Annotated in this window: 17 protein-coding genes, 3 rRNA genes and 1 pseudogene; 13 read left to right on the forward strand and 8 right to left on the reverse strand. The window is 67.2% G+C overall.

The features are described 5' to 3' along the window. Window positions 1-86 precede the first annotated feature (86 nt). The 3 genes from OG303_RS38285 to OG303_RS38295 form a co-directional block, all read right to left on the reverse strand. Window positions 87-848: a transglycosylase SLT domain-containing protein gene (locus tag OG303_RS38285; RefSeq protein ID WP_405874362.1), complete on the reverse strand. Its 762-nt coding sequence runs from the start codon at window positions 846-848 to the stop codon at window positions 87-89. Window positions 849-1,147: 299 nt separating this feature from the next. Further along, a complete protein-coding gene (locus OG303_RS38290; RefSeq protein WP_405874363.1) occupies window positions 1,148-2,233 on the reverse strand; it encodes an S-adenosylmethionine:tRNA ribosyltransferase-isomerase in 1,086 nt (361 codons plus the stop codon). After that, on the reverse strand, window positions 2,230-2,928 hold the full coding sequence (locus OG303_RS38295; RefSeq protein WP_405874365.1) for an SDR family NAD(P)-dependent oxidoreductase: 699 nt from the start codon (window positions 2,926-2,928) through the stop codon (window positions 2,230-2,232). The genes OG303_RS38290 and OG303_RS38295 overlap by 4 nt, the downstream gene beginning before the upstream one ends. A 226-nt stretch (window positions 2,929-3,154) precedes the next feature. Between OG303_RS38295 and OG303_RS38300 the strand changes: the two genes are divergently transcribed. The 3 genes from OG303_RS38300 to chpE all read left to right on the forward strand — a co-directional run bounded on the left by OG303_RS38300 (window position 3,155) and on the right by chpE (window position 5,348). After that, window positions 3,155-4,300 (forward strand): GAF domain-containing sensor histidine kinase, encoded by a 1,146-nt coding sequence (locus OG303_RS38300; protein WP_405874366.1) that lies wholly within the window; start codon window positions 3,155-3,157, stop codon window positions 4,298-4,300. Further along, window positions 4,293-4,934, forward strand: a complete 642-nt coding sequence (locus OG303_RS38305; RefSeq protein WP_405874367.1) for a response regulator — start codon at window positions 4,293-4,295, stop codon at window positions 4,932-4,934. The genes OG303_RS38300 and OG303_RS38305 overlap by 8 nt, the downstream gene beginning before the upstream one ends. Window positions 4,935-5,105: 171 nt before the next feature. Further along, window positions 5,106-5,348 (forward strand): chaplin ChpE, encoded by a 243-nt coding sequence (gene chpE, locus OG303_RS38310; protein ID WP_405874369.1) that lies wholly within the window; start codon window positions 5,106-5,108, stop codon window positions 5,346-5,348. Window positions 5,349-5,571: 223 nt separating this feature from the next. Here the strand turns inward: chpE and OG303_RS38315 are convergent, their stop codons facing one another. Then, on the reverse strand, window positions 5,572-6,360 hold the full coding sequence (locus tag OG303_RS38315; RefSeq protein WP_405874370.1) for a hypothetical protein: 789 nt from the start codon (window positions 6,358-6,360) through the stop codon (window positions 5,572-5,574). 138 nt (window positions 6,361-6,498) lie between these two features. Here OG303_RS38315 and OG303_RS38320 point away from each other — a divergent pair, with 138 nt between their 5' ends. From OG303_RS38320 to OG303_RS38330, 3 genes are all read left to right on the forward strand, one after another. Then, the gene (locus OG303_RS38320) at window positions 6,499-7,296 is read left to right on the forward strand and encodes an ABC transporter ATP-binding protein (RefSeq protein ID WP_405874371.1); all 798 of its coding nucleotides are present in this window, start codon (window positions 6,499-6,501) and stop codon (window positions 7,294-7,296) included. A 94-nt stretch (window positions 7,297-7,390) separates the two neighbouring features. Continuing rightward, the gene (locus OG303_RS38325; RefSeq protein WP_405874373.1) at window positions 7,391-7,822 is read left to right on the forward strand and encodes an NfeD family protein; all 432 of its coding nucleotides are present in this window, start codon (window positions 7,391-7,393) and stop codon (window positions 7,820-7,822) included. A 131-nt stretch (window positions 7,823-7,953) separates the two neighbouring features. Then, window positions 7,954-8,898 carry an SPFH domain-containing protein gene (locus OG303_RS38330; RefSeq protein WP_405874374.1) on the forward strand — a complete coding sequence of 315 codons (945 nt, stop codon included), beginning with the start codon at window positions 7,954-7,956 and terminating at the stop codon, window positions 8,896-8,898. 73 nt (window positions 8,899-8,971) lie between these two features. Here OG303_RS38330 and OG303_RS38335 read toward each other — a convergent pair whose 3' ends face one another. From OG303_RS38335 to OG303_RS38345, 3 genes are all read right to left on the reverse strand, one after another. Then, entirely contained in the window at window positions 8,972-9,478 is a 507-nt protein-coding gene (locus OG303_RS38335; RefSeq protein WP_405874375.1) for an HNH endonuclease, read from the reverse strand. A gap of 143 nt (window positions 9,479-9,621) precedes the next feature. Beyond that, window positions 9,622-10,161, reverse strand: a complete 540-nt coding sequence (locus OG303_RS38340; protein WP_405874376.1) for a YbhB/YbcL family Raf kinase inhibitor-like protein — start codon at window positions 10,159-10,161, stop codon at window positions 9,622-9,624. A 44-nt stretch (window positions 10,162-10,205) separates the two neighbouring features. Further along, window positions 10,206-10,988 carry a sporulation protein gene (locus tag OG303_RS38345; protein ID WP_405874378.1) on the reverse strand — a complete coding sequence of 261 codons (783 nt, stop codon included), beginning with the start codon at window positions 10,986-10,988 and terminating at the stop codon, window positions 10,206-10,208. Between the two features lie 138 nt (window positions 10,989-11,126). Between OG303_RS38345 and OG303_RS38350 the strand changes: the two genes are divergently transcribed. The 6 genes and pseudogenes from OG303_RS38350 to OG303_RS38375 all read left to right on the forward strand — a co-directional run bounded on the left by OG303_RS38350 (window position 11,127) and on the right by OG303_RS38375 (window position 19,767). Further along, window positions 11,127-11,768, forward strand: a complete 642-nt coding sequence (locus OG303_RS38350; protein WP_405874380.1) for a DNA-3-methyladenine glycosylase — start codon at window positions 11,127-11,129, stop codon at window positions 11,766-11,768. A gap of 491 nt (window positions 11,769-12,259) precedes the next feature. Further along, window positions 12,260-13,787: ribosomal RNA gene (locus OG303_RS38355) — 16S ribosomal RNA — on the forward strand. Between the two features lie 315 nt (window positions 13,788-14,102). Further along, a 23S ribosomal RNA gene (locus OG303_RS38360) occupies window positions 14,103-17,224 on the forward strand. A 103-nt stretch (window positions 17,225-17,327) separates the two neighbouring features. After that, window positions 17,328-17,444: ribosomal RNA gene (gene rrf, locus OG303_RS38365) — 5S ribosomal RNA — on the forward strand. The 16S, 23S and 5S rRNA genes sit together here, the layout of an rRNA operon. Before the next feature lie 409 nt (window positions 17,445-17,853). Next, window positions 17,854-18,699: pseudogene (locus OG303_RS38370) on the forward strand (hypothetical protein); the annotation flags it as partial. A gap of 264 nt (window positions 18,700-18,963) precedes the next feature. Beyond that, on the forward strand, window positions 18,964-19,767 hold the full coding sequence (locus tag OG303_RS38375; protein ID WP_405877680.1) for a hypothetical protein: 804 nt from the start codon (window positions 18,964-18,966) through the stop codon (window positions 19,765-19,767). 79 nt (window positions 19,768-19,846) lie between these two features. Here OG303_RS38375 and OG303_RS38380 read toward each other — a convergent pair whose 3' ends face one another. Further along, window positions 19,847-21,139, reverse strand: coding sequence for a DUF1015 domain-containing protein (locus OG303_RS38380; protein WP_405874382.1), 1,293 nt, complete (start codon window positions 21,137-21,139; stop codon window positions 19,847-19,849). A 72-nt stretch (window positions 21,140-21,211) separates the two neighbouring features. Here OG303_RS38380 and OG303_RS38385 point away from each other — a divergent pair, with 72 nt between their 5' ends. Continuing rightward, complete coding sequence (locus OG303_RS38385; RefSeq protein WP_405874383.1) at window positions 21,212-22,240, forward strand: HAD hydrolase-like protein; 1,029 nt, start codon at window positions 21,212-21,214, stop codon at window positions 22,238-22,240. Window positions 22,241-22,312 lie beyond the last annotated feature (72 nt).

Consider the following 22,312-nt stretch of genomic DNA (forward strand, 5'->3'; position numbering starts at 1 on the left):
GTACGACGCTCTCGTACGGCGCGAAGGGCGGCACCCGTCAGGGGGTGCCGCCCTTCGGCGTTCACGTGGAGAGGTCCGCGCCGACCTCAGTACGCGCTGTTGACGTTGTCCATGGAGCCGTACTTGTCGGCCGCGTAGTTGGCAGCGGCGGTGATGTTGGCTACCGGGTCGTAGATGTTCCAGGACGTGCCGGCGACGTGATAGGCCTTGAAGGTCGGCGGTATGACCTGCAGCAGCCCCTTCGACGGGATGCCGTTGATGGCGTTGATGTCCCAGTTGTTGATGGCGTTCGGGTTGCCCGACGACTCCCGGATGATGTTGCGGTACAGGCCGTTGTAGCTGCCCGGGATGCCCTTGGCCTTCATGATGTCGAGGGACTCCTTGATCCAGCCGTTGAGGTTGTTGGCGTAGGTCTTGGTGGCGGCCTTCTTGAGGGCGGCACGCTTGGCGGACCGGCTCGCGGCCTCCTTCGCCTTGCGCGCGGCCTCTGCCTTCTTCTTGGCCGCGGCAGCGGCGGCCGCCTTCTTCTTCGCTGCGGCCTCGGCGGCGGCCTTCTTCTCGGCGGCGGCCTTCTTCTTCGCAGCGGCCTTGGCCTCGATGGCCTCGGCCTTCAGGCTGGCACCGGCGAGCCGGTCGGTGACGCTGGCCTTGACGTCCTTCACCTGCTGGGAGCCGTACTCCACCTTGGCCGTGGAGACGGCCGCCTCGTTCGTGGTCGTATCGGCGTTGCTGGGAACCGTGGAGAGCGCGATGGCGGCGGCACCGAGGGTGGCGACACCGGCTATGGCGATCTTGTGGCGGCGGGTCAGCGAACGACTGAGACGGCGAATGTGGGTGTTCTTGGGCATGGCAGACGGACCTCTTCGAATAGCGCGGAGGTCGCTCTCTGTCCGGCGGGGGACACGGGTCCTTCCCGCACAAACGCCGCGGTGGGAACCCGCGGCGCTGAGCGACGAGAGCCATTCTTAGCGGCCGCAAAATGCCGTGGCAAAGGTGTGACGTACGATCCCGGGTAGTGGAGGAGGGAAGGGCAAAACGGGGCAGACTGGACCGTCTGCCCCGCTCAAATGGGGACCCTTTGTCTCCTAACGTCCTTCGTACGTGATGTGCGCCCTATGTGCGGGCTCACATCGAGCCCGTAACAGTCTCACCAGCAGTTGCTGAAGCAATGCTCTGTGTGAGGAGCCTCCTCCGGGAGGATGAGGTGGACGTCCCCGAACTCGTGCCACAGGTACAGCCCGTGCAGCGCCGCCTTGTAGCTGTGGTCGATCGCGGCCCGACCGGCGATCGCCTCCAGCATCAGCAGATGCGAGGCCTCCGGCTCGTGCAGCCCGGTCAGCAGCCCGTCCACCACCCGCACCCCGCGCTCCGGGGTGACCACGAGGTCCGTCCACCCTGCACGCGCGCGTACGACGCCGTCCGGCTCCGCCGCCGACTCCACGGCCCGTACAGCGGTCGTCCCGACGGCCACGACCCGCCCGTCCCCGGCCCGCACCGCGTTGATCAGCCGCGCCGACGCCTCCGGCACCGAGAACCGCTCCGGATACGGCGGCTCGTGCACCTCCGCCGAGGCCACCCCGGTGTGCAGCGTCACCGGCGCGAACTGCACCCCTCGGCTCACCAGCTCCGCCACCAGCCGCGCCGTGAAGGGCCGCGCCGCACTCGGCATCTCCGCGCTGCCCGCCCCGTCGGCGCACGGCAGCGCGAACACCGTCTGGTACACGGACAGCGGCTGGTCCCGTTCCGTATAGGAGTAGCGAATGGGCCGCCCGTGCTCCCGCAGCATCCCGAGGACCCCCGCCCCCGACGCCCGCGCCCACCACAAACGGTCCCCGTGCGCGCTCAGCGGCTCCTCCAGGACCAGCCGCGCGCCCCCGGGCAGCCGTACCTCCATTCCCGCGGGTCCGCCCGCACGCGCACGCGTGGTGCCCTTCCCGTCGGGATCCCGCAGCTCGACCGCCCACCGCCCGTCGTCCCCGCGGGTGGAGAAGTGCACCACCACGCGTGCGTGCCCGGCCCGTCCGTCCACGGCCGCGGCCAGCGTCGTAGAGGTGTTCACGACGAGGAGATCCCCGGCCCGCAGCAGCCGCGGCAGCTCCACGAACGCGTGGTGCGACACCTCACACCCGCGCGACACGAGCAGCCGTACGGCGTCCCGGTCGAGCCCCGCCCCGCGCTGCTCGACCGGGATCCGTGCCGACAGTTCCTCCGGTACGCGCACCGCCACCGTCATCGCTGCTCCTCCAGCAGCGCCGGAGCCGCGTAGCGGCCGCTCGCCGGCCGCTCGTCGAGGAGCCGCAGGAAGGCCGGCACCACTCCGGCCGGCGCAGGCCGCGGATCGCCGTCGTCCGGTACGGCCGCCGCGTACAGGTCCGTGGCCATGTCACCCGGGTCGACCGCCCAGATCCGCAGCCCCGGCTCCTCCTCGCCCAGCACCGCCACGAGGTGGTCCAGAGCCGCCTTCGACGCCCCGTACCCGCCCCACGTCTCGTAGGCCTCGGCGGCCGCGTCCGAGCTGACCGCGACCACGGTGCCCGCCCCGGACGCCCGCAGCAGCGGCAGCGCCTCCTGGACCAGGCCCAGCGCGGCCACCAGGTTCACTTCCAGTGCCCGCCGCAGCCCCTCCAGGGGCAGCGCCTCCAGCCGTACGAGCGGCTCGGCGCCCAGCGCGCTCGCGTTGTTCACCAGCAGGTCGACGCCGCCCAGCTTCCACGCGGCCGCCACCAGCTCGGCCCGGTGGCCGGCGTCCGTGACGTCCCCGGGCAGGGCCCTCACGCGCGTGCCGTACGCGGACACGGCCTGCGCGGCCTCCGTGAGGACCCCCTCGGTTCTGGCGTCGAGCACCAGATCCCAGCCGCGCGCGGCCAGTGCCTCGGCGAGCGCCCGCCCCAGCCCCTTCGAGGCCCCCGTGATGATCGCTACCGGCATGACAACCGTCCCCTCGTCTCGCCCGCCTTTTGATCGGCGGTGCCATCAACGTAGGAACCGGGCCGCCCTTCCCGCCTCGGACGGGGGCCGCAAAAACCGCGGTCCTTCGGCCTAAGCCGCCGGTCCCGGGCCCCGGACCTAGTCCGCCGGGCCTAGGTCCACCGGCGCAGTCCGCATCGCCACAGGTCCGATCCGCGTTGTCACACCCCGCCGGTACCTTGAGGACATGAGTCAAGGACCCCGGTCCGGCCTCGCGGCGGTGAGTTCCGCGCTGCTGGCCATGAGCAGACATCTCGAGGTGCGCGACGTCCTCAAGACGATCGTCGCCTCGGCCCGAGAGCTGCTCGGCGCGCAGTACGCGGCACTCGGCGTCCCCGACGACCACGGCGGCTTCGCCCAGTTCGTGGTCGATGGCGTGAGCGACGCGCAGTGGAAGGCCATCGGCCCGCTCCCGCGCCAGCACGGCATCCTCGCCGCGATGCTCCAGGAGGCGAAGATCGAGCGCCTCGCCGACGTGCGCAGGGACCCCCGCTTCGAGGGCTGGCCCTCCGCCCACCCCGACATGTCCGACTTCCTGGGCCTCCCGATCAGGGACGGCGACGAGGTCATCGGCGCGCTTTTCCTGGCCAATAAGAACTGCCCCAAACCGGAAGGCGGTTGCGGCTTCACCGCGGAGGACGAGGACCTGCTCGCGATCCTCGCCCAGCACGCCGCGATCGCTCTCACCAACGCCCGCCTGTACGAGCGCAGTCGCGAACTGACGATCGCGGAGGAGCGCTCCCGCCTCGCGCACGAACTGCACGACGCGGTCAGCCAGAAGCTCTTCTCCCTGCGCCTGACCGCCCAGGCCGCCGCCGCCCTCGTCGACCGCGACCCGTCCCGCGCCAAGGGCGAGCTGCAGCAGGTCGCCGTGCTCGCCGCCGAGGCCGCCGACGAACTGCGCGCCGCCGTCGTCGAGTTGCGCCCCGCGGCCCTCGACGAGGACGGCCTCGTCAACACCCTGCGCACCCAGATCCAGGTCCTCGACCGCGCCCACACCGCGCGCGTGACCTTCGACAGCTGCGGCGTTCGGGCACTGCCGGCCGCCCAGGAGGAGGCCGTTCTGCGCGTCGCCCAGGAGGCCCTGCACAACGCCCTGCGGCACTCCGGGGCGGAGCACGTGGACGTGGCCCTGGCCCGGCGCGGCACCGGAGCGGTCCTTCGGGTGACGGACGACGGAAGCGGCTTCGACCCGCACGCGATACGCCGCGCGGGACGCCACCTGGGCCTGGTGTCCATGCGTGACCGCGCGAGCGGGGTCGGCGGCATGCTGACCGTGGAATCGGCGCCCGGCAAGGGCACCACGATCGAGATGGAGGTCCCCGGTGGCTGACGCAATCAAGGTGCTGCTCGTCGACGACCACCAGGTGGTCCGCCGCGGCCTGCGCACGTTCCTCGAAGTGCAGGACGACATCGAGGTCGTGGGCGAGGCGGCCGACGGCGCCGAAGGAGTCGCCCGCGCCGAGGAGTTGAGGCCCGACGTCGTGCTGATGGACGTCAAGATGCCCGGCATGGACGGCGTGGACGCGCTCCGCAAACTCCGTGAACTGGACAACCCCGCACGCGTACTGATCGTCACCAGCTTTACCGAACAGCGCACGGTGGTCCCGGCCCTGCGCGCGGGCGCCGCCGGGTACGTCTACAAGGACGTGGACCCGGACGCCCTGGCCGGTGCCATCCGCTCCGTCCACGCGGGGCACATCCTGCTCCAACCCGAGGTGGCGGGCGCCCTGTTGTCCCAGGAGGAGGCCAACTCGGGCCAGGGAAGAGGCGGTTCGCTCACCGAGCGGGAGCGCGAGGTGCTCGGCCTGATAGCGGACGGTCGCTCGAACCGCGAGATCGCCCGCGCCCTCGTCCTGTCCGAGAAGACCGTGAAGACCCACGTCTCGAACATCCTGATGAAGCTCGACCTGGCGGACCGCACACAGGCCGCCCTGTGGGCCGTGCGGCACGGCGTGACCGGCTGAAACGCGGCGCGCGCGCCGGGGACGCCATGGCAATACGGAGGGTTCCCTTCCGGACTGAGATTCATACCGTCGTGGGAATGTCCCCCGGATGGCGCATCCTTCGTGGATCTCCGCCGTTCTTCAGTGCGTGCTGCGGCGAGTGCCGCGGCTACCGCTAGGGAGGGCTTAGAAGTGAAGAACCTGAAGAAGGCAGCGGCCGTGACGATGGTGGCCGGCGGTCTGATCGCCGCGGGTGCGGGCATGGCTTCCGCCACCGACGCGCACGCCGACGGCAAGGCCGTCGGCTCGCCCGGCGTCATCTCGGGCAACCTCGTCCAGGCCCCGGTGCACATCCCGGTGAACGCGGTGGGCAACAGCGTGAACGTCGTCGGCGTGCTGAACCCCGCCTTCGGCAACCTGGGCGTCAACCGCTGACGCTCGCCTCACGGCGTGCAGTGACCACCGGCCTCCCGGGCGCTCCCGGGAGGCCGGTCAGTTTTTCAGGCGGACCTTTTCACGGCGGCCTCTTTTCAGCGCCGGTCGGCGCCCCCAGCCCGTCCGGCGTTTGAGGACAAGGCCGTTCAGGCCGACACGGGGGCCTGGGGGTGGAGCCCCCGGACACGGTCACATCAACCGGCAGCCACAAGAACCCCGGCGCTCACCGAACCCCCCGCTCCCGCTCCTCCACAACGGAGTTGTACGCGGCGACAAGAGCCCGCCGAGCCACCCGCTCCACCGGCCGCAAGGCCTCGGACCTCGCCGCCATCTCGGCGGAGCTGACCGCACCCCCATGCCCGTTCTCCTGGGCGAGGGACATCAGCAACCCGATCCGCTGCGCCAGCTCCAACACCCGCACCGCCCGCGGCGGATACCCCGGAGCCAACACCTCCCGCCCCCGCTCGGCCCGCGCCCGGTACGCCTCGATCGCCGCCTCCGCCACCGGCCCCGACCCGGCGACATCCAACCGCGACAGAACCTCCGTCGCGTCCCGCAACGCCTCCGCCAGCTCCCGCTCGGCCTCACCCAGAGACGGCACGTCGGCCGGCGGCGCCTCCCGCACCGGCAGGCAGTGCCACACGACCTCGACATGCACATCACCGTCGGGCCCGGCCTCGTACACCTCCGGCACCAGCCCGAGCGCGGCGCCGTGACAGACCACCGCCTCCTCGGCGTCCATCGCCCGCGCGTTGAAGTCCGGCGGCCCGCTCAGCCCCAGCGGATGCCCCGGCGCCGGCAGCGCGATCCGCAGCCCCGTCACACCGAGCGCCCGCAGCCGGCCCAGCGCGAGCGTGAGCCCGACCGGCGCCGACTCACCGGACAGCCCCTCCACCCGGTGCACGGCATCGTCCCCGACGATCGCGAGCACGGCGTCGTCCGGCGAGACAAGTCCGGCCAAAAGGGCGTTTCCCCAGGCGGCAAGGCGTCCTGAACGCGGTTCCGAGAGCATGCCCCCACCATAAGGACCGGACCGATGGAATGGGCCGGCCGACCGGTGGCGTAGATTTCCTTGGGGGCTGCGCCCCCAGGCGCACGCGACAGCCGAGATGCCGAGACCGGTCACACTGCAAGGGGAGACAACGCGCTCATGAGCGATGTTCTGGAGCTTCAGGACGTATCCGTGGTCCGGGAGGGCCGGGCTCTGGTGGACCAGGTCTCCTGGTCGGTCAAGGAGGGCGAGCGCTGGGTCATCCTCGGCCCCAACGGCGCCGGCAAGACCACCCTCCTGAACGTCGCCTCCAGCTACCTCTACCCCAGCAATGGCACCGCCACCATCCTCGGCGAGACCCTCGGCAAGCCCGGCACCGACGTCTTCGAACTGCGCCCGCGCATCGGCATGGCAGGCATCGCCATGGCCGACAAGCTCCCCAAGCGCCAGACCGTCCTGCAGACCGTGCTGACCGCCGCGTACGGCATGACCGCCGGCTGGCACGAGGACTACGAGGACATCGACGAGCAGCGCGCCCGCGCCTTCCTCGACCGCCTCGGCATGACCGAGTACGTGGACCGCAAGTTCGGCACGCTCTCCGAGGGCGAGCGCAAGCGCACCCTCATCGCCCGCGCCCTGATGACCGACCCCGAACTGCTCCTCCTCGACGAGCCCGCTGCCGGCCTCGACCTCGGCGGCCGCGAGGACCTCGTACGCCGCCTCGGCCGGCTCGCGCGCGACCCGATCGCCCCCTCGATGATCATGGTCACCCACCACGTCGAGGAGATCGCCCCCGGCTTCACCCACGTCCTGATGATCCGCCAGGGCAAGGTCCTCGCCGCCGGCCCGCTGGAGCTCGAACTCAGCTCCCGCAACCTCTCCCTCTGCTTCGGTCTCCCGCTGGTCGTCGAACAGGTGGGCGACCGCTGGACGGCTCAGGGCCTGCCGCTGTCCTGACCGTGTGAAGTACCCGCGAAAACACGGGTAAGAAGCCCCGTCCCGCCACATCGCGCCCTGTCCGAGGCACGACTTGCGGTCCTACCATGACCATGTGAACGACATCGACGCATGGGTGTGGTGGCTCGTCGGCGCGGCTGCGCTCGGAATCCCCCTCGTGGTCACGGCGATGCCGGAGTTCGGCATGCTCGCGGTGGGCGCCGTCGCCGCCGCCGTCATCGCCGGACTGGGCTTCGGAGCCGTGGCCCAGGTGCTCGCCTTCGTCGTCGTCTCCGTCGCCCTCATCGCCGTCGTACGGCCCATCGCGGTCCGGCACAGCGCGCAACGTCCCCAACTCGCCACGGGTGTGGAGGCGTTGAAGGGCAAGCAGGCCGTCGTACTGGAGCGGGTGGACGGCTCCGGAGGCCGGATCAAGCTGGCCGGCGAGGTCTGGTCGGCGCGCTCGCTCGACACCGGGAGCGCCTACGAAGTGGGGCAGGAAGTGGATGTCGTGGAGATCGAAGGGGCCACCGCGATCGTCATCTGACCTCGTAGGACTCAACTGAACCGAACAGCACACGAGTTGTGCGACGGTCTGACACACTCGACCAGCAAGATCTTCAACAACCATAAGATCTTCCGAAAGCGCCGAGGCGGAGAAGGGTACGGGGAACGACGATGGAACCGGTCATCATCGTCCTGATCATTCTGGTGGTGTTGGTCTTCATCGCCCTGATCAGGACAATCCAAGTCATCCCGCAGGCCAGCGCCGCCATCGTCGAGCGCTTCGGCCGCTACACGCGGACACTCAACGCGGGCCTCAACATCGTCGTCCCGTTCATAGACACCATCCGCAACCGCATCGACCTGCGCGAGCAGGTCGTGCCGTTCCCGCCGCAGCCGGTGATCACCCAGGACAACCTTGTCGTCAACATCGACACGGTCATCTACTACCAGGTGACCGACGCCCGCGCTGCCACGTACGAAGTCGCCAGCTACATCCAGGCGATCGAGCAGCTCACTGTCACCACGCTGCGCAACATCATCGGCGGCATGGACCTCGAGCGGACCCTCACCTCCCGCGAGGAGATCAACGCGGCCCTGCGCGGCGTCCTCGACGAGGCCACCGGCAAGTGGGGCATCCGCGTCAACCGCGTCGAGCTCAAGGCGATCGAACCGCCCACCTCCATCCAGGACTCGATGGAGAAGCAGATGCGCGCCGACCGTGACAAGCGCGCCGCGATCCTCACCGCGGAAGGTACGCGCCAGGCCGCCATCCTCACCGCCGAAGGTGAGAAGCAGTCCCAGATCCTGCGCGCCGAAGGCGAGGCCAAGGCCGCGGCCCTGCGCGCCGAGGGCGAGGCCCAGGCGATCCGTACGGTCTTCGAGTCCATCCACGCCGGCGACCCCGACCAGAAGCTGCTCTCCTACCAGTACCTCCAGATGCTCCCGAAGATCGCCGAGGGCGACGCGAACAAGCTCTGGATCGTCCCCAGCGAGATCGGCGACGCCCTCAAGGGCCTGTCCGGCGCGTTCGGCAACCTCGGCCCCATGATGGGCGGTTCGGGCGGCGGAGGCTCCGACAAGGCAGCGGAACGGCGCGAGAAGCCGGCCATAGACTGACAGTCGCCGACAGCCGTCATACGAGACTGGGGCCCACCTCCCGACGGAGGTGGGCCCCAGTTCTACGTACGCTCTAGGCCGCGGGCTGAGCCAGCCACTCCGGCAGCGCCTCGAAGTCGTCCTGCCCCAGCGCCAGCAGCATCGCGCCCTGCGGGGTCGGCTCGAACGGCTGCCGCAGCAGAGGCATGCCCGCCTGCTCCGGAGTCCGGTCCGCCTTGCGGTGGTTGTCCTCCGCGCACGAGGCGACGGTGTTCAGCCACGAGTCCTGACCACCCTGCGCCCTGGGCACCACGTGGTCCACGGTCGTCGCGCGCCTGCCGCAGTACGCGCACCGGTGCCGGTCCCTGATCAGCACACCCCGCCTCGACCACGGAGCTTGTCTTCGGAACGGCACCCTTACGTACCTGCACAGCCGGATCACCCGGGGCACGGGTATGTCGACCGCGGCTCCGCGCATGCGCAGCTCGGGGTGGGCCTGCTCGACAACGGCCTTGTCCTGCAGCACCAGAACGACGGCTCGATTCAACGTCACCGTCGACAGCGGCTCGAAGCTCGCGTTCAGCACCAGCGTGTCCCGCATCGCGCCCACCTCCTCTGTGCATCGGCCCACCCCCTGGCGGGCTGGATCAACTCTGGCCGGGCGCGCCGAGATGGACAACGCAATAAAAAATGCCCGCCTCTGATCACTTCCAAGACCAGAGGCGGGCAAACGTTCAATGAACGTCAGGCTTCAGCGGGTGCTTCGTACTCACCGACCAGTTGGGCGCGCGCCAGCGTGTGGAAGCGCAGATTGAAACCGACGACCGCGGGAGAGACGTCCGAATCCGGTCCCAACTTCTCCTCGTCCACGGCGTACACCGTGAACACGTACCGGTGCGACCCGTCCCCGGGCGGCGGCGCGGCACCGCCGAAGTCCTTGCTCCCGTAGTCGTTGCGCACCTGTACGGCGCCCTCGGGCAGCCCCTCGAACTTGCCGCTGCCCGCACCCACCGGCAGCTCGGTCACCGAGGCCGGAATGTCGAACACGGACCAGTGCCAGAACCCGCTCCCCGTCGGGGCGTCCGGGTCGTAGCAGGTCACGGCGAAACTCTTGGTCTCGGGCGGGAAGCCCTCCCACCGCAGCTGCGGCGAGGTGTTGCCGGCCGCGTAGACCTGAGCGTCCTTGAGGGTCGCACCCTCCTCGACGTCCTCACTCGTGACCGTGAACGACGGCACGGGCGGATGGAAGTCATGGGGGAGCGGCCGCCTCTTGAGCTCGGTCACCTCGGTACCTCCTGATCGATTACTGGAATCAGCAGTTCCCGAGCCTAGAACCAGTTGCGCTTGCTGCCGACCTCGGACAGCCACTGGTTGAGATACGCCGCCCAGTCGGTCCCGTGGAAGTCGTGCAGACCCACCTGGAACGACCGGAAGGTGTCACTGCCCTCGCTGAACAGACCCGGCTTCTTGTCCATCTCCAGGATGACGTCCATGGCGTGCTCGTCGGCCACGAAGCTCAACTCGACCTGGTTCAGACCCCGGTACTGCGACGGCGGGAAGAACTCGATCTCCTGGTAGAACGGCAGCTTCTGCCGCGTACCCCGGATGTGCCCGCGCTCCATGTCCGCGTTCTTGAAGCGGAAGCCCAGCTGGATGAAGGCGTCCAGGATCGCCTTCTGCGCCGGCAGCGGGTGCACGTTGATCGGGTCCAGGTCACCGGAGTCGATGGCCCGCGCGATCGCCAGCTCGGTGGTGACCCCGATGTGCATCCCGCGCAGCGTCTGTCCGTCGATCGTCGTGACCGGCGTCTCCCACGGGATCTCGAGCCCGAACGGCACGGCGTGCACGGCACCGGCCTGCAGCTCGAAGGCCCCACCGAGACTCACCTTGGTGAACTCGATGTTCTGCTTGTACTCCTCGTCACCGCTCTCGACCTCGACCTTGGCCTGCAGACCCACGGACAGGCCCTCGATGTCCTGGTTCACGGACCCGCCCTGGATCCGCACCTCACCCTGGACGACGCCGCCCGGAACGACGTTGACCTCGGTCAGCACCGTCTCGACCGAAGCTCCGCCGGCCCCCAGGCTCGCGAGCAGCTTCTTGAACGCCATGTCTCTCCCTCTTACGTATGGACCCTTGATCCCTACAAACGCGATCCGGGCGTGGCCGGTTCCGCGCCCTCACCCTGGCAAGGAGACGGAACCTTGACCACCCCTTGGCCCGCACCCTCTGGACTAGGCTCGGGCGCCATGATCGCGCCCCCGGACCGTATGCCACTCCCCAGGGAATTCTTCGACCGCCCCGTCCTGGACGTCGCCCCCGACCTCCTCGGCCGCATCCTCGTGCGCACGACCCCGGACGGTCCGATCGCCCTGCGCCTCACGGAGGTCGAGGCCTACGACGGTCCGAACGACCCCGGCTCCCACGCCTATCGCGGCCCCACCGCCCGCAACGGCGTGATGTTCGGTCCGCCCGGGTACGTCTACGTCTACTTCACCTACGGCATGTGGTTCTGCATGAACCTGGTGTGCGGTCCGGAGGGGAAGGCGAGCGCGGTCCTGCTGCGGGCCGGCGAGGTCGTCGAGGGTGCCGAGCTCGCTCGTAAACGTCGAATCTCGGCCCGAAACGACAAGGAACTGGCCAAAGGGCCCGCACGCCTGGCCACAGCCCTGGACGTGGGCCGCGACCTGGACGGCACGGACGCGTGCACCCCCGGGGACACCCCCTTGCGGATCCTGACGGGCACTCCGGTCGGCTCCGACCAGGTACGCAACGGTCCGCGCACGGGGGTGGCGGGCGACGGGGGCGTGCATCCCTGGCGCTTCTGGATCGCCAACGACCCGACGGTGAGCCCTTATCGGGCCCATGTCCCCAGGCGCCGCTCAAGTTGACGCGTCCTTGGAAGCTGCGTAATGTAGCCCGAGCCGCTTGAACCGGGTACGGCAATCGCCAGCAGCCGGAAGCGGCCAAACCACTACCTACGATCACCCCTCAGCGGGGGCGAATTCGTCATGTCCGCATGCCTGAATTCGAACTCGCGGAACTCGATTATGAGCTCCCGGGGAAATCGGCTAACGTAGTGAATGTCGAAAGGCCCCGCCGACAGGGAATCAGGCCCGAAAGGATCTGATAGAGTCGGAAACACGAAGGGAAGCGCCCGGAGGAAAGCCCGAGAGGGTGAGTACAAAGGAAGCGTCCGTTCCTTGAGAACTCAACAGCGTGCCAAAAATCAACGCCAGATATGTTGATACCCCGTCTCCTGCCGGATATCCGGTGGGGGCGAGGTTCCTTTGAAGCAAAACACAGCGAGGACGCTGTGAACGACCGCCTTATTCCGGTGGTTGTTCCGCTCTCGTGGTGTCGACCCGATTACGGGTAAACATTCACGGAGAGTTTGATCCTGGCTCAGGACGAACGCTGGCGGCGTGCTTAACACATGCAAGTCGAACGATGAACCACTTCGGTGGGGATTAGTGGCGAACGGGTGAGTAACACGTGGGCAATCTGCCCTTCACTCTGGGACAAGCCCTGGAAACGGGGTCTAATACCGGATAGCACTCCTGCTCGCATGGGTAGGGGTTGAAAGCTCCGGCGGTGAAGGATGAGCCCGCGGCCTATCAGCTTGTTGGTGAGGTAATGGCTCACCAAGGCGACGACGGGTAGCCGGCCTGAGAGGGCGACCGGCCACACTGGGACTGAGACACGGCCCAGACTCCTACGGGAGGCAGCAGTGGGGAATATTGCACAATGGGCGCAAGCCTGATGCAGCGACGCCGCGTGAGGGATGACGGCCTTCGGGTTGTAAACCTCTTTCAGCAGGGAAGAAGCGCAAGTGACGGTACCTGCAGAAGAAGCGCCGGCTAACTACGTGCCAGCAGCCGCGGTAATACGTAGGGCGCAAGCGTTGTCCGGAATTATTGGGCGTAAAGAGCTCGTAGGCGGCTTGTCACGTCGGGTGTGAAAGCCCGGGGCTTAACCCCGGGTCTGCATTCGATACGGGCTAGCTAGAGTGTGGTAGGGGAGATCGGAATTCCTGGTGTAGCGGTGAAATGCGCAGATATCAGGAGGAACACCGGTGGCGAAGGCGGATCTCTGGGCCATTACTGACGCTGAGGAGCGAAAGCGTGGGGAGCGAACAGGATTAGATACCCTGGTAGTCCACGCCGTAAACGGTGGGAACTAGGTGTTGGCGACATTCCACGTCGTCGGTGCCGCAGCTAACGCATTAAGTTCCCCGCCTGGGGAGTACGGCCGCAAGGCTAAAACTCAAAGGAATTGACGGGGGCCCGCACAAGCAGCGGAGCATGTGGCTTAATTCGACGCAACGCGAAGAACCTTACCAAGGCTTGACATACACCGGAAAGCATTAGAGATAGTGCCCCCCTTGTGGTCGGTGTACAGGTGGTGCATGGCTGTCGTCAGCTCGTGTCGTGAGATGTTGGGTTAAGTCCCGCAACGAGCGCAACCCTTGTTCTGTGTTGCCAGCATGCCCTTCGGGGTGATGGGGACTCACAGGAGACCGCCGGGGTCAACTCGGAGGAAGGTGGGGACGACGTCAAGTCATCATGCCCCTTATGTCTTGGGCTGCACACGTGCTACAATGGCCGGTACAATGAGCTGCGATACCGTGAGGTGGAGCGAATCTCAAAAAGCCGGTCTCAGTTCGGATTGGGGTCTGCAACTCGACCCCATGAAGTCGGAGTTGCTAGTAATCGCAGATCAGCATTGCTGCGGTGAATACGTTCCCGGGCCTTGTACACACCGCCCGTCACGTCACGAAAGTCGGTAACACCCGAAGCCGGTGGCCCAACCCCCTTGTGGGGAGGGAGCTGTCGAAGGTGGGACTGGCGATTGGGACGAAGTCGTAACAAGGTAGCCGTACCGGAAGGTGCGGCTGGATCACCTCCTTTCTAAGGAGCACTTCTTACCGATCCCCACGGGGTGAGGTCAGAGGCCAGTACATCGGCGTACGTCCGATGCTGGTTGCTCATGGGTGGAACGTTGATTATTCGGCACACTTGATCGTCTTCTCCTTCCAGTACTGCTCGTCAGAGCGTGGAACGTTGAGGGAAGCGGGGAGTGGGCCGGGCACGCTGTTGGGTGTCTGAGGGTTCGGCCGGTTTTCGGCTGCCTTCAGTGCCGGCCCCAGTGAACTCGCCCGTGAGGGTGGGGTGATGGGTGGCTGGTCGTTGTTTGAGAACTGCACAGTGGACGCGAGCATCTGTGGCCAAGTTTTTAAGGGCGCACGGTGGATGCCTTGGCACCAGGAACCGATGAAGGACGTGGGAGGCCACGATAGGCCCCGGGGAGTCGTCAACCAGGCTTTGATCCGGGGGTGTCCGAATGGGGAAACCCGGCAGTCGTCATGGGCTGTCACCCTTGCCTGAACACATAGGGCAAGTGGAGGGAACGCGGGGAAGTGAAACATCTCAGTACCCGCAGGAAGAGAAAACAACCGTGATTCCGGGAGTAGTGGCGAGCGAAACCGGATGAGGCCAAACCGTATACGTGTGAGACCCGGCAGGGGTTGCGTGTGCGGGGTTGTGGGATCTCTCTTTTACGGTCTGCCGGCCGTGAGACGAGTCAGAAACCGTTGATGTAGGCGAAGGACATGCGAAAGGTCCGGCGTAGAGGGTAAGACCCCCGTAGTCGAAACGTCAACGGCTCGTTTGAGAGACACCCAAGTAGCACGGGGCCCGAGAAATCCCGTGTGAATCTGGCGGGACCACCCGCTAAGCCTAAATATTCCCTGGTGACCGATAGCGGATAGTACCGTGAGGGAATGGTGAAAAGTACCGCGGGAGCGGAGTGAAATAGTACCTGAAACCGTGTGCCTACAAGCCGTGGGAGCGTCGGGCAAGCACTTGTGCTTGCCTCGTGACTGCGTGCCTTTTGAAGAATGAGCCTGCGAGTTTGCGGTGTGTTGCGAGGTTAACCCGGGTGGGGTAGCCGTAGCGAAAGCGAGTCCGAATAGGGCGTTTTAGTAGCACGCTCAAGACCCGAAGCGGAGTGATCTAGCCATGGGCAGGTTGAAGCGGAGGTAAGACTTCGTGGAGGACCGAACCCACCAGGGTTGAAAACCTGGGGGATGACCTGTGGTTAGGGGTGAAAGGCCAATCAAACTCCGTGATAGCTGGTTCTCCCCGAAATGCATTTAGGTGCAGCGTCGTGTGTTTCTTGCCGGAGGTAGAGCACTGGATAGGCGATGGGCCCTACCGGGTTACTGACCTTAGCCAAACTCCGAATGCCGGTAAGTGAGAGCGCGGCAGTGAGACTGTGGGGGATAAGCTCCATGGTCGAGAGGGAAACAGCCCAGAGCATCGACTAAGGCCCCTAAGCGTACGCTAAGTGGGAAAGGATGTGGAGTCGCAGAGACAACCAGGAGGTTGGCTTAGAAGCAGCCACCCTTGAAAGAGTGCGTAATAGCTCACTGGTCTAGTGATTCCGCGCCGACAATGTAGCGGGGCTCAAGCGTACCGCCGAAGTCGTGTCATTGCGATATATACCCCCAACGGGGATCGTGATGGGTAGGGGAGCGTCGTGTGCCGGGTGAAGCCGCGCCGGAAGGCAGTGGTGGACGGTTCACGAGTGAGAATGCAGGCATGAGTAGCGATTCACACGTGAGAAACGTGTGCGCCGATTGACTAAGGGTTCCTGGGTCAAGCTGATCTGCCCAGGGTAAGTCGGGACCTAAGGCGAGGCCGACAGGCGTAGTCGATGGATAACCGGTTGATATTCCGGTACCCGCTGTGAAGCGTCAAACACCGAACCTATTGATGCTAAGGCCGTGAAGCCGTTCCGGACCCTTCGGGGAAAGGAAAGTGGTGGAGCCGCCGGACCAAGGTGGTAGTAGGTGAGTGATGGGGTGACGCAGGAAGGTAGTCCAGCCCGGGCGGTGGTTGTCCCGGGGTAAGGGTGTAGGACGTCAGGTAGGCAAATCCGCCTGACACATAGTCTGAGACCTGATGCCGAGCCGATTGTGGTGAAGTGGATGATCCTATGCTGTCGAGAAAAGCCTCTAGCGAGTTTTATGGCGGCCCGTACCCTAAACCGACTCAGGTGGTCAGGTAGAGAATACCGAGGCGTTCGGGTGAACTATGGTTAAGGAACTCGGCAAAATGCCCCCGTAACTTCGGGAGAAGGGGGGCCATCACCGGTGATCCGATTTACTCGGTGAGCTAGGGGTGGCCGCAGAGACCAGCGAGAAGCGACTGTTTACTAAAAACACAGGTCCGTGCGAAGCCGTAAGGCGATGTATACGGACTGACGCCTGCCCGGTGCTGGAACGTTAAGGGGACCGGTTAGTGCGCTTTCGGGCGTGCGAAGCTGAGAACTTAAGCGCCAGTAAACGGCGGTGGTAACTATAACCATCCTAAGGTAGCGAAATTCCTTGTCGGGTAAGTTCCGACCTGCACGAATGGCGTAACGACTTCTCGACTGTCTCAACCATAGGCCCGGTGAAATTGCACTACGAGTAAAGATGCTCGTTTCGCGCAGCAGGACGGAAAGACCCCGGGACCTTTACTACAGTTTGATATTGGTGTTCGGTTCGGCTTGTGTAGGATAGCTGGGAGACTTTGAACTCCGGACGCCAGTTCGGGGGGAGTCGTCGTTGAAATACCAGTCTGGTCGTGCTGGATGTCTAACCTGGGTCCGTGATCCGGATCAGGGACAGTGTCTGATGGGTAGTTTAACTGGGGCGGTTGCCTCCTAAAGAGTAACGGAGGCGCCCAAAGGTTCCCTCAGCCTGGTTGGCAATCAGGTGTTGAGTGTAAGTGCACAAGGGAGCTTGACTGTGAGACCGACGGGTCGAGCAGGGACGAAAGTCGGGACTAGTGATCCGGCGGTGGCTTGTGGAAGCGCCGTCGCTCAACGGATAAAAGGTACCCCGGGGATAACAGGCTGATCTTCCCCAAGAGTCCATATCGACGGGATGGTTTGGCACCTCGATGTCGGCTCGTCGCATCCTGGGGCTGGAGTCGGTCCCAAGGGTTGGGCTGTTCGCCCATTAAAGCGGTACGCGAGCTGGGTTTAGAACGTCGTGAGACAGTTCGGTCCCTATCCGCTGCGCGCGCAGGAATATTGAGAAGGGCTGTCCCTAGTACGAGAGGACCGGGACGGACGAACCTCTGGTGTGCCAGTTGTTCTGCCAAGGGCATGGCTGGTTGGCTACGTTCGGGAGGGATAACCGCTGAAAGCATCTAAGCGGGAAGCCTGCTTCGAGATGAGTATTCCCACCCACTTGATGGGGTAAGGCTCCCAGTAGACGACTGGGTTGATAGGCCAGATCTGGAAGGCGGGTAACCGCTGGAGGTGACTGGTACTAATAGGCCGAGGGCTTGTCCTCAGTTGCTCGCGTCCACTGTGTTAGTTCTGAGGCAACGACTGTTGCCGGCTTTGAGCTGAAAAACAAGTGAAGAGTGTGCTTGTTCGCTCGAAACCATTAGGGTTTCGGTGGTTATAGCGTGAGGGAAACGCCCGGTTACATTTCGAACCCGGAAGCTAAGCCTTACAGCGCCGATGGTACTGCAGGGGGGACCCTGTGGGAGAGTAGGACGCCGCCGAACAATCTTTGGAGGACCCCTGGTCCCAGCGTCAAGCTGGGACCAGGGGTCCTTTTTTGTTTTGAAACAAATTACAGCCCGAAGCGCGCCGGATACCGGGCTGCGCGAGAATGACTTGCAGTACCTAAGACAGGAGTCACCGATGTCCACCAACTCTCCCGAGGACCGACCGGAACGCGACCAGCGGCGACGGGACAGTGGGGACCGCGGCGACCGTGGTGGTTACCGCGGGGACCGCGGCAGCCGTGGTGGTCAAGGTGACCGTGGTGATCGTGGTGGCTTCCGTCGGGACGACCGGCGTGACGACAACCGCGGTGGTTCCGACCGCGGTGGCCATGGCCGCCGGGACGACAACCGGGGCGGTGACAATCGAGGCGGCGGGTACGGTCGGCGTGACGACCGCCCGCGTGATGACCGCGGTGACAACCGTGGTGACCGTGGCGGTTTCCGTCGGGACGACCGGCGTGACGACAACCGCGGTGGTTCCGACCGCGGTGGCTTCCGTCGGGACGACCGGCGCGACGGCGACCGTGGCCCCCGTCCGGCATTCCAGCGCGACGACCGTGACCGTGGGCCGCGTCGGGACGACCGCGGTGAACGCCCGCCCTTCCGCCGCGACGACCGCGGCGACCGTGGGGACCGTCCCTCCTTCCGTCGTGACGACCGCGGCGAGCGCCCTCCCTTCCGTCGGGACGACCGGGGGGACCGGCGCGACAACGACCGCGGCGGCTTCCGGCGCGACGACAACCGCGGCGGCTCCCACGGCGGCGGGTACGGTCGGCGTGACGACCGCCCGCGTGATGACCGCGGTGACAACCGTGGTGACCGTGGCGGTTTCCGTCGGGACGACCGGCGTGACGACAACCGCGGTGGTTCCGACCGCGGTGGCTTCCGTCGGGACGACCGGCGCGACGGCGACCGTGGCCCCCGTCCGGCATTCCAGCGCGACGACCGTGACCGTGGGCCGCGTCGGGACGACCGTGGTGAGCGCCCGCCCTTCCGTCGCGACGACCGCGGCGACCGAGGCGACCGTGGTGAGCGCCCGCCCTTCCGCCGTGACGACCGCGGCGACCGAGGCGACCGTGGGGACCGTCCTTCCTTCCGCCGTGACGACCGCGGTGACCGAGGCGACCGAGGCGACCGTCCTTCCTTCCGTCGTGATGACCGCGGTGACCGAGGTGAGCGTCCGCCCTTCCGTCGCGACGACCGCGGCGACCGTGGGGACCGTGGGGACCGTCCTTCCTTCCGTCGTGACGACCGCGGCGACCGAGGTGAGCGTCCGCCCTTCCGTCGCGACGACCGGGGGGAGCGCCGGGAGGGCGACCGCGGCGGCTTCCGTCGGGACGACAGTCGGGGCGAGCGCGGTGGGTTCCGCGGCCGTGACGACCGTGGTGGACGCGGCGGCCCCCGTCGTGACGACCGTGGTGGTCGCCCCGGAGGCTTCCGTGGCCGTGACGACCGGCGCGGCGGTGGCGGCGGGTTCCGTGACGAGCGGGACCGCGACCGGGAGCCGATCAAGCGGCTGCCCATCCCCGAGGACGTCACCGGCGACGAGATCGACAAGGACGTACGGCAGGAGCTGCAGAGCCTCCCGAAGGGGCTTGCGGAGGACGTCTCCAAGAACCTGGTGATGGTCGCCCGGCTTATCGACGAGGACCCCGAGAGCGCCTACGCCTACTCCAAGGTGGCCCTGCGGCTGGCGTCGCGCGTCGCCGCCGTACGCGAGGCGGGCGGGTTCGCCGCGTACGCGAACCAGAAGTACTCCGAGGCGCTTGCCGAGTTCCGGGCCGCGCGGCGGATGACCGGTGGTGTGGACCTGTGGCCCGTGATGGCCGACTGTGAGCGTGGTCTCGGGCGGCCGGAGAAGGCGCTGGACATGGCCGGGGCGCCCGAGGTGCAGAAGCTGGACAAGGCCGGGCAGGTCGAGATGCGTCTCGTCGCGGCAGGCGCCCGGCGCGACATGGATCAGCTCGACGCGGCCATCGTGACGCTGCAGAGCCCCGAGCTCGCCTCCAACTCCGTGCAGCCGTGGACCGCGCGACTGCGGTACGCGTACGCCGATGCGCTGCTCGCCGCCGGTCGTGAGGGCGAGGCACGGGAGTGGTTCGCGAAGGCCATCGAGGCCGACAAGGACGGCAGCACGAACGCCTCGGACCGGCTCGCCGAACTGGACGGTGTGGAGTTCGTCGACGCCTTCGACGAGGACGAGAACGAGAACGAGGGCGACAGTGAGGTCGAGGTCGAGGTCGACGGCGAGGTCGACGGCGAGTCCCGCGCCGCGGCTTCGGAGGACGACGAGGATAACGAGGACGACGACAAGGACTGAGGTCCTTGAGTGAGTGAAGGGGCGGGATCCCGGTCAACGGGGTCCCGCCCCTTTCACGTGTCGGGGGACGGCACAGGCGTCACAGGTCCAGCGTGCGCAGTACCAGACCCGACGCCGGCTTCGGGCCGAACGACGTCGACTTGCGGGGCATCGTCACGCCCTGGCGGGCCAGGTCGCGGACGACCTCCTCGCGGACCGGGTGCATCAGGACGGCCGTACCGCCGTCGCGTTCCGCCTTCTCGACCGTGGCGGCCGTGTCGTGGATGTAGGCGATGTGGGCCGGGGAGTCCTCGGGGATGTGCCAGACGTGGTCGAGGAGCGTGGCGTGGAGGACCGTCGCGTCCAGGGTGCGCCAGGCGGCGGGGTGGTCGGCGGGGACGGTGCGGGCCAGGAGGTCCGGGTCCGGGCGGTCGATCAGGTGGAAGGCGCCGTCGCCGGCCAGGAGGAAGGCGTTGCCGACACAGGCGGCGTCCGCCAGCGCGTCCAGGGCCTGTGGCAGGGGCACGGGCAGATGCCGTATGCGGAACCGGCCTTCCAGGGCGGCGAGTGCTTCGGCGACCGGCACGCCGTGCAGGAGGCGGTGGATGGCGCGGACGCGCAGTGGGTAGCGGGCCGTGTCGACAAGCAGGACGAGGCCGTAGTCCCAGGCGCTCGGGGAGGTGTGCTCCGTGCGGAGACGGCGATACGTCGCCCAGCGGTGGTGGCCGTCTGCGATCAGGGCCTGGTGCTCGGCCAGGTCGGACTGGACGCCGGCGAGTTCGGCCGGGTCGGTGATCGACCACAGGCGGTGGCTGAAGCCGTCCTCCGTGGTCGTGGACAGGAGCGGGGGGCGGTCGGTGACGCGTTCCACGAGCTGCGTCGCGGCCGATGTCGAGCCGTTGCCGCGGTAGGTCAGGAGCAGGGGCTCGAGGTTCGCGGAGGTGGCGCGCATCAGGGCCGCGCGGTCGGCGACCACGTGCGGCATGACGTCCTCGTGCGGCAGGACCACGCCCTCCGACGGGTCCGAGACGCGCAGGGCGCCGATGATGCCGCGCTGGAGCATTCCGTCGCTGTGGCGCTGCTCGTAGACGTACAGGCCCGGTTCCGCGTCGGGGGTCAGGACGCCCTCGGTCTGCCAGCGGCGCAGGGTGTCGGCGGCCTGTTCGTTGCGCGCGGTGGGGGTGGTGGCCTGCGGCAGGATCAGGCGGACGATGTTGTACGGGTCGGCGGACTGGAGGTGATGCAGGCCGTCGGGGCGTACGACGACGTCGTACGGCGGGGACGTCACGGCGGCCAGGCTGCCGACCCGGTCCGGGTCGTAGCGAAGACCTCGGAACGGCGTGAGTTCCAGGCCTCGGCGCACCGTTGCTTCCGAGTGACCTGCTGTGTTCATCCCGGCATCGTACGTGTGTCAGTGGTGTGAGGGATGATCGGGGGAAAGCCTGCTAACGAGGAGCGATGCGGAATGAGCCAGAGCGTCAGGACGAGGCCCGAGGGCAGTGGCCAGGCCCTGAGCGAGGCGTACGACACTGCGCTGCTCGATCTGGACGGGGTGGTGTACGCGGGGGGCAACGCCATCGCGTACGCCGTCGAGTCGCTCGGCACGGCCCGCGCGGGAGGCATGCATCTCGCGTACGTCACCAACAACGCGCTGCGGACGCCGGACACGGTGGCGGACCACCTGACCGAGCTGGGGATACCGACCGGCGCCGATGACGTCATCACCTCCGCGCAGGCGGTCGCGCGGCTGATCAGCGAGCAGGTGCCGGCGGGTGCGCGGGTGCTGGTGATCGGCGGGGAGGGGCTGCGGGTCGCGCTGCGCGAGCGCGGACTCGAGCCCGTCGAGTCGGCGGACGAGGATCCGGCGGCGGTCGTGCAGGGGTACGGCGGGCCCGAGTTGCCGTGGGGGCGGTTCGCCGAGGCCTGCTACGCCATTGCGCGCGGGGTGCCCTGGTACGCGTCCAACACCGACCTGACGATTCCGAGTGCGCGCGGGATCGCGCCGGGCAACGGGGCGGCGGTGGAGGTCGTACGGATAGCGACGGGTGCCGAACCCCAGGTCGCGGGCAAGCCGTTGCCCCCCATGCACCGGGAGACGATCCTGCGGACGGGCGCCGAGCGGCCGTTGGTGGTCGGGGACCGGCTGGACACGGACATCGAGGGCGCGTTCAACGGGGAGGTCGACTCGCTGCTCGTCCTGACCGGAGTGACCGACGGCGCGCAGCTGCTCGCCGCGCCGCCGCAGCACCGGCCGACGTACGTCGACGCCGATCTGCGCGGCATGCTCACGGGACAGCCGGAGGTCACCGAGGCGGGAGACGGCTTCCGGTGCGGCGGCTGGACGGCCACGGCGGGTGCGGACCGGCTTGAACTGGACGGTGACGGCGAGGCCCTGGACGGACTGCGGGCGCTGTGCGCGGCGGCCTGGACGGCGGCCGGCGAGAGTGCGTGCGAGCTGGATGCCGGGAAGGCGTTGGCGCGGCTGGAGTTGTGAGCCACGGCACATGTCCGGCGGGGAGCGGGGATCCTGTGAATCGCAGGTCTGCCGCGACCAGGGATCGAAGGG

The organism is Streptomyces sp. NBC_00005, from assembly GCF_045160215.1.
Lineage (GTDB): Bacteria > Actinomycetota > Actinomycetes > Streptomycetales > Streptomycetaceae > Streptomyces.

Bases quoted from the DNA above. Each gene is read 5' to 3' on its own strand.
- OG303_RS38285 (WP_405874362.1), bottom strand. From the start codon at position 848: ATGCCCAAGAACACCCACATTCGCCGTCTCAGTCGTTCGCTGACCCGC.
- OG303_RS38290 (WP_405874363.1), bottom strand. From the start codon at position 2,233: ATGACGGTGGCGGTGCGCGTACCGGAGGAACTGTCGGCACGGATCCCG.
- OG303_RS38295 (WP_405874365.1), bottom strand. From the start codon at position 2,928: ATGCCGGTAGCGATCATCACGGGGGCCTCGAAGGGGCTGGGGCGGGCG.
- OG303_RS38300 (WP_405874366.1), top strand. From the start codon at position 3,155: ATGAGTCAAGGACCCCGGTCCGGCCTCGCGGCGGTGAGTTCCGCGCTG.
- OG303_RS38315 (WP_405874370.1), bottom strand. From the start codon at position 6,360: ATGCTCTCGGAACCGCGTTCAGGACGCCTTGCCGCCTGGGGAAACGCC.
- OG303_RS38320 (WP_405874371.1), top strand. From the start codon at position 6,499: ATGAGCGATGTTCTGGAGCTTCAGGACGTATCCGTGGTCCGGGAGGGC.
- OG303_RS38330 (WP_405874374.1), top strand. From the start codon at position 7,954: ATGGAACCGGTCATCATCGTCCTGATCATTCTGGTGGTGTTGGTCTTC.
- OG303_RS38335 (WP_405874375.1), bottom strand. From the start codon at position 9,478: ATGCGGGACACGCTGGTGCTGAACGCGAGCTTCGAGCCGCTGTCGACG.
- OG303_RS38345 (WP_405874378.1), bottom strand. From the start codon at position 10,988: ATGGCGTTCAAGAAGCTGCTCGCGAGCCTGGGGGCCGGCGGAGCTTCG.
- OG303_RS38350 (WP_405874380.1), top strand. From the start codon at position 11,127: ATGATCGCGCCCCCGGACCGTATGCCACTCCCCAGGGAATTCTTCGAC.
- OG303_RS38380 (WP_405874382.1), bottom strand. From the start codon at position 21,139: ATGAACACAGCAGGTCACTCGGAAGCAACGGTGCGCCGAGGCCTGGAA.
- OG303_RS38385 (WP_405874383.1), top strand. From the start codon at position 21,212: ATGAGCCAGAGCGTCAGGACGAGGCCCGAGGGCAGTGGCCAGGCCCTG.